Annotated in this window: 8 protein-coding genes and 1 pseudogene; 5 read left to right on the forward strand and 4 right to left on the reverse strand. The window is 58.7% G+C overall.

Annotated features, from left to right (window positions below; all coding sequences use genetic code 11):
• Positions 1-493: 493 nt before the first annotated feature.
• Positions 494-886: an avidin/streptavidin family protein gene (locus tag H1B27_RS39120; protein ID WP_197969706.1), complete on the reverse strand. Its 393-nt coding sequence runs from the start codon at positions 884-886 to the stop codon at positions 494-496.
• A 1,018-nt stretch (positions 887-1,904) separates the two neighbouring features.
• Positions 1,905-2,138: pseudogene (locus H1B27_RS39125) on the reverse strand (recombinase family protein); the annotation flags it as partial.
• Positions 2,139-2,681: 543 nt separating this feature from the next.
• Here H1B27_RS39125 and H1B27_RS39130 point away from each other — a divergent pair.
• The 4 genes from H1B27_RS39130 (at position 2,682) to H1B27_RS39145 (ending at position 5,824) form a co-directional block, all read left to right on the forward strand.
• Entirely contained in the window at positions 2,682-2,984 is a 303-nt protein-coding gene (locus tag H1B27_RS39130) for a hypothetical protein (protein WP_197969708.1), read from the forward strand.
• Entirely contained in the window at positions 2,981-3,430 is a 450-nt protein-coding gene (locus H1B27_RS39135; protein ID WP_197969709.1) for a PIN domain-containing protein, read from the forward strand. The genes H1B27_RS39130 and H1B27_RS39135 overlap by 4 nt, the downstream gene beginning before the upstream one ends.
• Positions 3,431-3,495: 65 nt before the next feature.
• Complete coding sequence (locus tag H1B27_RS41355; RefSeq protein WP_376709032.1) at positions 3,496-3,750, forward strand: hypothetical protein; 255 nt, start codon at positions 3,496-3,498, stop codon at positions 3,748-3,750.
• A 1,336-nt stretch (positions 3,751-5,086) separates the two neighbouring features.
• Positions 5,087-5,824: a hypothetical protein gene (locus H1B27_RS39145; protein WP_197969711.1), complete on the forward strand. Its 738-nt coding sequence runs from the start codon at positions 5,087-5,089 to the stop codon at positions 5,822-5,824.
• 750 nt (positions 5,825-6,574) lie between these two features.
• On the opposite strand, the gene H1B27_RS39150 is transcribed toward H1B27_RS39145, so the two are convergent.
• Entirely contained in the window at positions 6,575-6,880 is a 306-nt protein-coding gene (locus tag H1B27_RS39150) for a hypothetical protein (protein ID WP_197969712.1), read from the reverse strand.
• A gap of 1,977 nt (positions 6,881-8,857) precedes the next feature.
• Between H1B27_RS39150 and H1B27_RS39155 the strand changes: the two genes are divergently transcribed.
• The gene (locus H1B27_RS39155) at positions 8,858-9,565 is read left to right on the forward strand and encodes a hypothetical protein (RefSeq protein WP_197969713.1); all 708 of its coding nucleotides are present in this window, start codon (positions 8,858-8,860) and stop codon (positions 9,563-9,565) included.
• A gap of 513 nt (positions 9,566-10,078) precedes the next feature.
• Here the strand turns inward: H1B27_RS39155 and H1B27_RS39160 are convergent.
• On the reverse strand, positions 10,079-10,358 hold a 280-nt coding region (locus H1B27_RS39160; protein ID WP_197966765.1), incomplete at its 5' end, for an integrase core domain-containing protein.

Raw genomic sequence — 10,358 nt, forward strand, 5'->3', positions numbered from 1 at the left:
CGTCGATCCAGTCCCAATCGACCTTGCCGGCAAGCTGAACCAGCTCGTGCTTCATATTGATGATCTGGTCCAGCCTGGCCCGGAACAGATCGCCCGATTCCGTCGTCCTGTGCTTCTTCGGTCGCATCGCCACCTCCGATGCGACGACGGAATCATGACTGGCGATTCGACGGAATCCTGAAAATGAAATTGCAAGGTTCCGATGCCCCAAGCATCAAAACCCTGCAATCGCAAAACAGCCCACAAAGACAAATGCGATTCTAGCTCAATCGCTTAGCCGCTCTTCACGGACGACTAAGTACCGAGAGCTGAAAACTCACATTCTCAACCAAACGCAGCAACACGAACGCTGCTTATATTCATGGCACCTGCCGACCTGCGCCTGGCTTCAAAACAAAAATCGGGAAAGTAATCTAATGCACGGATCGTCCGCGATTTGGACGCAAGATTAGACTGTCCTTTGGAGTCTGGGGAGATGCCTTCTAACGTTGTTCTACCATACGCGCGTGAATAGATCAGCGCCCTTCAACTTGCCAGGCTTACCGTTCTTGTCAACGTAGAACAGCGTCCATGACGTTGGCATTTGAGACCCGTTAGTTTTTCCAACCCAGCGGGTGAAGGAATTGCACTGGGCAAAAGTAACAACAAAATACAAGCCGGTTGGACTAACAGCTCCCGATGCAGGATAAGGGATGCCCTGGCATGCAAATCCTTGAGCATGGTTTGTGAAGGTCCCTTGTATTGCCCCGCTATTGGCGGACCAAATAAACAGTTCTGAACCCCGTTCATTCTTCCAATATGAGGGAGCAGGAAGCCCCTGCGCCATGGCCTCGGCGGAAAGAAACAAGAACTGAGCGAACAGCAAGAGCCCCAGTAATCTCTTCATATTGATGCCCCCAAAAGTCCGGTTAAGATTCGCAACCTGGATCAGGTATTTTGGTACATCTCCAGGCTCCGTTCGCTGCTCTTATTTCGCGTTCGGCAATGAAATGCAGCGCTTATGGGCGAAATCGCGCTGGATCGCGGCGAAGTCTGAGAGCGTCAAGCCCGCGCCGCCTGTCATACTGCTTCGGCTCGCCGGGGTGGCCGAGCGCCGAGCCGATGCTCGGCTACCCGCCGTCAGAAACTCATAGACGCGCCGGAGAGTGGCCCGCTCGGAAGCGTGCTCGATTGAAGCGCCAAATGAAAATCTCAATAGGGGCAAACGGGGGCTCCGCAAGCAGGGCTGGGTCTTTCGACACCCACCCAAGTGATAACAGGCTGCCCGTCCACAATGCGCCGGCTGGTTGGGCCGTTGCACGTGCGGCATCTGCCGCTCGATCCGTACCTTGTTTCCCTGAAGCCCGGATAGGCAATCGCAATACACGCCTACCTGCCGGTCCACGAAGCTCATGAGCTCGCGCAGCACAGTCGGCTCGGCGTTTATCTTCCCGTGATCCATCTCACCATTCTATCAGCAGCAAGCGATCCTGCGACTCGTGACAATCATCCGGGGGCATCCGCCTGCGCTACGCTCCGGCGGAAACGGGCTCTAGGCGCTTCGCGCCCCGAGCCGCCTCCGGCGTCTCGGCCCTTCGGGTGACGATCGCCGTGCCCGCGCTATTGCGCGCATTTCTCTTTGGAGGGGATCTGGTGGCACTCAAGGTGGCGTTTGCCTTCGGCGTGGGTACGCGGAGATCGCACGCGGCTCGCCTCGGAACCCAATGCGGCCGCTGCGACGAACTTCTATCGCGCTTGGATCGCTAGCTGTTTGATGGATTTCGATCAATGCGGAACGGGATTGCAACCAGTGGCTCCGCTATCACTGAAGCTTGCGATTTCGATCTTCGGAAGAACTGAAGACGAGAATGGGAGGGCGAACGACAGGCACGGAATTACGTGCGGGGCTGATAAATGTCCAAGCGGCGATCCATCGCTTCGGCCAGCACGATAACGAACTTGCCGCGCATCGGGTAGCTGATCAGCTCTTGAATGCCGGGGCGGAGAAGGGAGGCACCGGAGATCGCGCGATCGGTATAGCTGTCGACGACTGTCCAGCCCTGCTTCAAGGCGTGGAGACGGCAGAGCCGCAACTGATCCTCGATCGAAGCGTCGCGTTGATTGTCGGTCGAGTAACGGGCGTAGAGCGGGACCTTCATGAGGCAACCTCCTTACTCCGGGAGGCGGTCTCGCGTCCGGCTATCTGTTTCGGCTTGAACAAAATTCCGTGCGGCCTGGCGCGCCAGCAACCGGACCAGATTGACAAGGCGTGGATCGGGCTTCGACGACGCAGGCACAGCCGGTTCGCGACCCGCGTCGGCGACCACACGAAGCTTTTCGGCTGTTGTACGTCTCGGTCGCGCCACGATCCCGTCCTCGTCCTCGCGCGGAATACCTGGCTTCGAGACAATGATGCCAAGTGCCAACGCGTTGGCAAGACAGAAATGCGTTGCAAATCAATGACTTGCGTCGCATCGGAGCGCGCGCTGGCGGGTAGCAGCGTAGTGGCGGGGCACGGGTCGCCGGCCCTCATAAAAAAATATTTTTGTGATTGTCAGCCTTGGACAGTAGTCGTCTCATCACTGTGGCAGCGCTCGGCACCCTAAACAACTTGGGGAGGCCATCTTCGCCTGCCGGTTTCACCAGCCTTGCACTCCAAAGAAAACGCGGCTATATATCTGGATATAGCACGGAGGCATGCGATGAGCAACAGCGCACAGAAGAGAGCCATCGAGAATTATCGGTCTCGTCTGACTAAGCGCGGCATCGCGCGGTTCGAGATCCAGGCTCTTGACGCCGACCGCGATCTACTCCGGTCCCTCGCCCGGAAATTGACGGAGGACGGTCCGGAGGCCGGGCAGCTTCGCCGGACTATAGAGCAGGCAGTGGCGGGTGAGCCTCCGAAAGCGGGCGGTATTCTCGCCGCGCTGCGTCGCTCACCTATGGTCGGCGCGGATCTCGACTTCAGCCGTCCGCGAGACGAGGGGCGTAAGGTCGATCTGTGACGCGCTACCTCCTTGATACCAATATCATCAGCAACGTCATAAAACCGGAGCCGTCGGACCCGCTGCTGGCTTGGATGGCCGCTCAGAAAGACGATGACCTCTTCATTGCCTCGCTCACGGTCGCCGAAATCCGCCGAGGCATCTTAGAGAAACCGAAGGGCAAGAAGCGCAGCAGCCTTGAAACTTGGTTCGCGGGCCCCGAAGGTCCCCAAGCCCTGTTCGTTGGCCGCGTCCTATCGTTCGACGAGAAAGCTGGCCTCGCGTGGGCGCGGCTGATGGCCGAAGGTAAAGCCAAAGGCCGTTCGCGAAGCGCGCTAGACACAATCATTGCCGCTGTAGCCGAAGCTAATGAGTGCGTTGTCGTAACTGACAATGAAAAGGACTTCGAGGACGTTCAGATCATCAACCCGCTCCGTAGCTCTGGGAGCCAGGAGGCAGGCAGGTGACGATAGCTCGAACTGTCCGGCCGATTCACTTCGAGGATTTCAGCGGCACCGAGTTCGAACGCCTCGTGTTCGCCTATCACCTTTGCGATGGCTGGACGGATCTCGCTTGGTTCGGCCAGACGGGAAGCGACCAAGGGCGTGACATCATCGGCACACGTCCGTTCGACGACCAACCGGACGAGCGCACTGTCATTCAATGCGTCAATCGCGGCAGCCTGACCCAGGCGAAGGCGGAGAAGGATATGGCCGCAGCGGTGAACGCCGTGACCGGCAAACCTGACGCCTTCAAGTTCGTGTGCCGCAGCAGTGTCTCGGCGTAGCGTCGCGACGAGATTCGCTCGGCGGCCGCGAAACTGGGTGTCCCTGAAGTTGCGATCTGGTCCGGTCCGGAATTCGAGGAGCATCTCCGGCTTCGAGCCGAATTCCTCCTGCGGCGCCTGGTCGAGGGCGTTCCGTTTCCCGACAGCGAAAGCGAGCTTCGCAATTTCGTCGATAAGTTTCAGGACGTCGATGACGAGCAAGCCCTTGCAATGTTCGCCCGCGCCTTCAACCGGCCGGCGTTCCGGACGCCATTTCATCAAGAGAGCAATCTTCCCGCTTTCCAACAGGCCATCGACGACACTATCCGTGGCCCGTTATCCATGCTGTCCTGCAATCGTTCTGATTCGCTTGGTCTCGATTACGCGATTCCGACACACTCGCATCCCGGCGATATGATTGGCCCAGCACATCGCGACATCCTGCGAAGGCGAGTGCGGCGGTCGCCGGCCCGCTCCAGACGTCTGCTCGATGCCGTCCTGCTCGTCGACCAGCCCGGAGGCTTGTCGCCCACAGCGACTGCGAGCACGTAGCATGTCGTGCTAAACCGAAGAAGCTGGGTTCGAAGCTTCCGCCGATTGCGCCGCACCCGACGCTTTGACCAGAGGCTTCGGAGCAAGGCTCGCGCTGACTGTGGAGGGCTGACCTAAATCGGGCGGTGTTCGCGAACTTGCTGCTGATGCTATCTTTCGGGTGCTTTCGGCCTTACCGCCTGACTTTGTGTCCGGCGTGCGGCGCGAAGCCGGTTCTATCCGAGCATTTGGATTCAGACCCGAGATGGTTGCAGGAGCATACCAGGCACCAGCCCATCCCAATCCAAAACCTCCAGCCAATGCGACCGCGACGAGCCAAATTGTGGGTTTTGAGTGACCGCTTGGCGCCAATAGCGCCAGGACCTCATCTCGATTGGAGGGCGAGAAATCCAATCGGCTGTGCGTGACGGGCCACGTTGCGACCTCGCCACTATCCTGATCCGCGACCGTCTCGATTATTTCCAAGGTATTGGCATGGCGCAATTGCATGCTTGGGTCCCTTGTGGTCCCCAATGATCATGCCGGGAACTAAACCAACCCTTAACGACCGATGCACCTCAGCACCGAATAAGACAGCGGTTGATCGCGCAGAGCCAAGGAGTGATGTCCGGCGGCCGCCGCGACTCGACCACATGACGTGGGGCTGTGTTTTGCAACCTTGAGCGGCTGGACCGGATTTGCATTCGGGCCCGTGGCTCACGTCAGGAGCACGATGAATCCATGGCCCCGCCAGATTTGAGCCGCATGGCCGCCTATGTCGGTACGAACGGTCATGCCGGGCGGGGCGCAACACCGGGAGTTTTCGATGTCCGGTTATTTGCGAATGTGCTTCGTGAGTTTGGTCCTTGTTGAAACTCTTTCGATGGGGCCTGCGTCTTCCAATCCTCTTGCGGATATCTTCAATACTGCTGCACCCCAACCTACGGCGACCTCTCCGCCGCAAGCGGAATGCTTGGGACGCCCCGGCAACTCGACCCCCGATAGCCAGCATTGGGTCTACCGAATGGACGGGCACCACAAATGCTGGTTCCTGACCGAGCGTGTGGCGAAGGTGAAGAAGACCGTTCGTCGGCGCGTGGCGAAAGATAACATCGCCAGTTTGGACGAGAACGCGACCACGCGGCCCAGGCAGAGCGGGCTCGTTGATGCGCGCGCGGAGTTGCTGCGCTCCGCACCGGCCGAGCCGTCTCAGCCGCCGCCTCACCCCGAAGTCAAGGTAGCTGATGCTGCCCCCGATCTCGATACCGGCAGCGCTCTGATGTCGGCGGCCCCCATCGCTGAGCACGGCCGCCCGGCCACGCACTCCGTGCCGAGCCAAGTCGATGTTGAGCAACTTCTCGCGCCCGCGCCGGCCGACGATGTGGTGACTTCGTCCGAACCTCCGACCATGCCGATCGGCATGCTCGTGCTCACTGCAGAGGCTCGTAACGAGGCGCCGAGCCGGACGGCAACTTGGCTTGGCGTACTACTGATGATGCTGGGGATGCTCTCCATCTTAAGCTCGAGCCGCTCGCTTCGGCACGCGGTGAGATTGCACCACTGAGGCACCATCCTGACCAGGCTGACCTGACGCGTCCTCGCGCGGTCGATGAAGCTAGCGCGCTGGTATAGCCGAATTGCCACACGTACAAAGGTTCCGCGCGCATTCATTGAAGTTTGGCGCGGTCTGAGACGGACATTCGAGTACGGTGACGGTCCCCCTTTGGGATGGGACTGCATCATGCGGTACAAAGTGTTCGTGGTGGACAGCAGCCGGCACGTGATTTGCGCCGCAAAGCTCGACTGCATTGACGAGCAGGCGGCGAGACGTCGAGCCGAACAAATGTATGGCGAGCACGACGTTGAGCTTTGGGAAGGTGATCGCCTCGTTGCTGTATTTCGAGGTGCCACGTCGAACGAACAATCGAGGCGACCGCTCCGTCCTACATAGACGGCCGGTCTCACCGCCGGGTTAATTCGAATATTAGCTATGACGGCGTAGTAGGTTGCCGACACGTCGCACCGAAGCTCAGCGAGCTAAACCCGCAGCCGCCAGATGCTCCGAGTACTCCGCCTCTGGGAGCAGTTTCCATGCTGCTTACCAGGGTCTTGTTGCGCGTTTAAGCGTATCTTCCCACCATGGCGAGCGTGTCCAGGAGCGTGCGGAAGGCAACGCATTCATGCGAAGCTCGGAAGCAAGCGTCCTAATGTCGGAATCCGAACCGACCGAGCGCGTGCACTCTTCTCTAATTGGTGGAGAACCGAACCATATTGGCGATCAGCCCGGCGCAATGGCCCGGCTTGTTCGGCGCGCTCAGTGCTGCTTCCCGTTCAATTCTCTCAGCAAGGCATGTAGGAAGTCACTGGCATGATCGTATTCGAGGCGGCCATCGGCAACCGCGCGAGCGCGCGGACATAGGACATTGCCAACAGTCTCGGGATCGAGCGTGTTGACGCGCTCAGACCACAGCTCAAGTAGACCGTCAGGTATGTCGTCGCTGGATCTGAACAGCTTCGTGAGACAATATTCGCCGTCGTGCCTCTGATCGTGGTGCGCTTTGGCAGCATAAAAGGCGAACAGACCGCGGAATGCTTCGCGGGAAACGGCGATCCTGGCCATTAATTCCCCCAAATCACTGAAGTGTCGCTACATCTAGCAATCTAAAAAAGCAGCCTAAAATAACACAAGCCCGGCTCGGGAAAAATAGGAAAGTGAGTCAGCAAAGTTGCCGCAAGGTGGTAGCTCGGCCCATTCGCGTAGACGGAAAGTCGGAGTTCGCGGGGCACTTCCCTTTTTTGCTTGTCTTGGGCTGGGACCGCGCTTGTCCCAAGAAACAGCTCCGTCACGTGCCCCCCTGATAGGGTGCTCTAGGAGTGAGTGAGCTCTGAAGCGAGACCGCCGGTGCAATCCGCTGCTGGTATGGCTCGGCACGTGTCCTTTCGACAGACGACCTAGGCCTCCGGAAATCCCGCGTCCTATTCCCGCTGTGGCAGCGCCTCTTCGCGCGGCATGGGCGGAGTTAGCGATGAGTAGAGCGCCAAGGGTGGTGGTGCGGCATAGGCGTCGGGCGGCTTGCGGCTTTGGCCGCTGACCTGTGCCTAATTAGGCGCCCTTTTTCCGCCCAGCACGAGTTTTCAGTTGGCCCGCTGCGATCTTGACCGGCGTTTCCGACTGACATCCGCTGCGCAATGCAGCGTGGTATCCGAACGGACGTTCGCCTCGCTCGTGCTCACCCGGGGCTGGGGACCCGGCCCTTGCCGCCGCATTTCGTACAGCGACCCGGATAGATCCTGCGGCCCGGGCTCCGGCTCTTGGACGGGTGCGATCCTGAGCGTCGCAGGCGTCGCATTTGATCGGCGCTGCTGCCATTGGTCATGCCTCGCCGGATGCGGAGAACGTCGATGCTGGTAACGTCGTTCCGGGTGGGCGGTAGGGGTCGCGCGCCTCCGGATACCGGCGGTTTGCTCTTGGCGTCGTACCGTCTGGCGAGCTCGACCAGCCGTTTCCTCCTGCACGGGTCCGCCCGCTCCACCAGATCGCGTGCACGCGGAGCGAAGCCCTTGTAAAACTCTTCCAGACGCCGCCCCCCGCAACATCACTGAAAGCTGGATTTCAGTAGGGCGACGAACGTACGTCAAGTCGGAAGCCGCACGTCTGCTCTTTTGCTGGGCACTTTCTACGAGGCGCTTGCGCCAGCGCGGCGTGCAGACCTAAGCTGTCCACGGCAGGGAAATATCGATGGCAGTGCTCTACTCAAGTCGGAAGCTGTGCCCGGCGTGCGGCTAGCCGATGATGGCCGTGCCGGACGACGTCGCGCAGTGCCGGCAGCGATACGTCTGCAACTCCTGCGACGACGACCCGCTGCACGATCCCGCAACGCGCAAGTGGGCCGAAAGTCCGCTGAAGCCGCCCGTGAGGTAGCGCGCGCTGTGGGCTCAAGGGAGCCGGCGATGCGGCGCTTCGTCTTGGCGGCTTTGCGCCGCTTCGCGTTACTTGCCGTGCCGTCCGTCCTTGAAGGCATTGCCAATATCCGCCGCTGCTCTAGACAGGCATCTTATCGGTCTTGATCGCCAAGCTGGAAGGCCCGGATCGTCCTCGGTCGAAATTGGCCATGAGGTCGCAGATGGGTCACGAGCCGTAATGCTCGCCGTCAGCAAATCACGTCGGCTATGGCTCACGAAGGTGACCTCGGCCAGCCTGTCAAATTCGTCGCGAAGCGCCAGATGCGGACGTAAATGTTATCATGACTCAATCTGCAAGGGCAGGAAGCTCGGTGGAATGGTGAAGCCGAGGGCCGTCGCTGTCTGGAGGCTTTTCGCTTTAAAGTATCCAATTAATCCATCAACTATCCAAGACCACGTAGAACGGGTATGATGGCAGCAATGCAACTGTTCTCGGGCGCATAGGAACAGATCACGTTGAAAAAATGAGCTAGGTGCGCAAGGGCTATCTACAATGGCAACCACGTCGGAAGGCTCGCGACCCGAGACAGATGCCACTGAGCAAGGGCGGCCAGTTGGACCGTCGGCTAGGATAGCAGTCAAAAGGCGAATTGGATTTTTGCTGCACCTCTTTGGTCCCGCGTACGTAGTGGCAGTGGTATCGCTGCTCGTCATCGGCGCAGTGTATGCCTTGAAAGGCTGGCCGCCTCACTTTCCAGCGTCCGGCACCACGGTGGAATATTCAAATCTTAAAGATCTTTTCGACCACACGCTCAGCGATTACAAAGCCGGACTTACCGCACTCGATACCAACCTTAGTGCTCAGGCACTCGTCGTGGCGACAGCCGTCCTCGTCATCATCCGCCGATCCGATTCTTTGAATTTCTTCGGAAATTCAATTCCCCTAAGTTGGTTGCACGCTTTCATTCCAATCCTCCTGCTGTATCTCTTTATGGCTTACGGGAATATCTCACACAGATTGATCGCGAGCCGAATGCTCGGCGTACAATTAGCCTGTGCGTTGTCCCTAGCACCTCAGGACGCGGCGACGACTAAGGCTCTGAGACTTGACGAGGCGGCTGCGAAATGTGGAACAGGCAACCCTCATCGAGAGCTGCTTCGCGACGCGGGTTGGATCGACGCTTGGTACATCTCTTTTATAGATACAGAACAAAATATTTCAGGAATCGATCGCACGTACGCGGCCTATATTAAAGCTGTATTGATTATTGTACTGGTACACAAATCGCTGCTGCACACGCAAGCACGCTGGCGATCGTATCCATTGGCTGTCGAAGATATTTCACCACAAGACATAAGCGACGTCTCATGTGGTATTACGTGTTGCCCTTGGGGCCATTGATCTTCCTTGGCATCGCAAACTTCCTCTTTGCCTACGGGGGACCGCACAGGAATACGTATCAGTTGTACGTTGTGGCAGTCTCAATTGCCCTGATGGCATTTCTGCTATGGCTTTCAGTGAAGATCGACAGCACTTCTCACCCTGAGACTTTGCGGTGTCTCAGGCTGCGGCGGCAGCGATCCTGGGTCGATCAAGCAACCGCAGTTGCAGCACCAACACAAAGTAGCCTCGTGGAACAGATCAAGATCGACTGATTTCGATCCGGTCTCTCCCTTTTTGAGTTAGAAGCAGGTGTCATCCGAAGAATGTCCGGACGGTCCGCTAATGGGATGGACCGGCTGCTTCCCCCGCGGCGATAGTCTGCAAAGACTACCCTGCAGCATCCGGAGAAGCAGCCCATGACAACAAAACTTTGGCCTCGATCGGCATCGACATCGGCAAGGAAGTCTTCCACGTCGTCGGTTTCGGCATTGACGGCAAGATCGCTTTCCGTCGTGACCTGCCACCGAAGTTTCATCCAGTAGCGTTTAGAGTCCGAGTGGGTTTTACGCCGTTTGGCGCGGTGTGAGCAACGTGCGATCGGCGGAGCTGGTCGGGGTTGCGCAGCCGATCGCACGTTGCGGTGAGGTAGGCGGCATAGGCCGCAGGGGTCAGATAGCCGAGCGAGGAATGCGGGCGTTGGCCGTTGTAGTCGCCGACCCAATCCGCAATCTTGGCGCGGGCGTGATCGAGGCCGAAGAACAAGGTTTCGTTGAGAAGCTCGTCCCGCATCCGGCCGTTGAAGCTTTCACAG

This window comes from Bradyrhizobium diversitatis, assembly GCF_016031635.1.
Lineage (GTDB): Bacteria > Pseudomonadota > Alphaproteobacteria > Rhizobiales > Xanthobacteraceae > Bradyrhizobium > Bradyrhizobium diversitatis.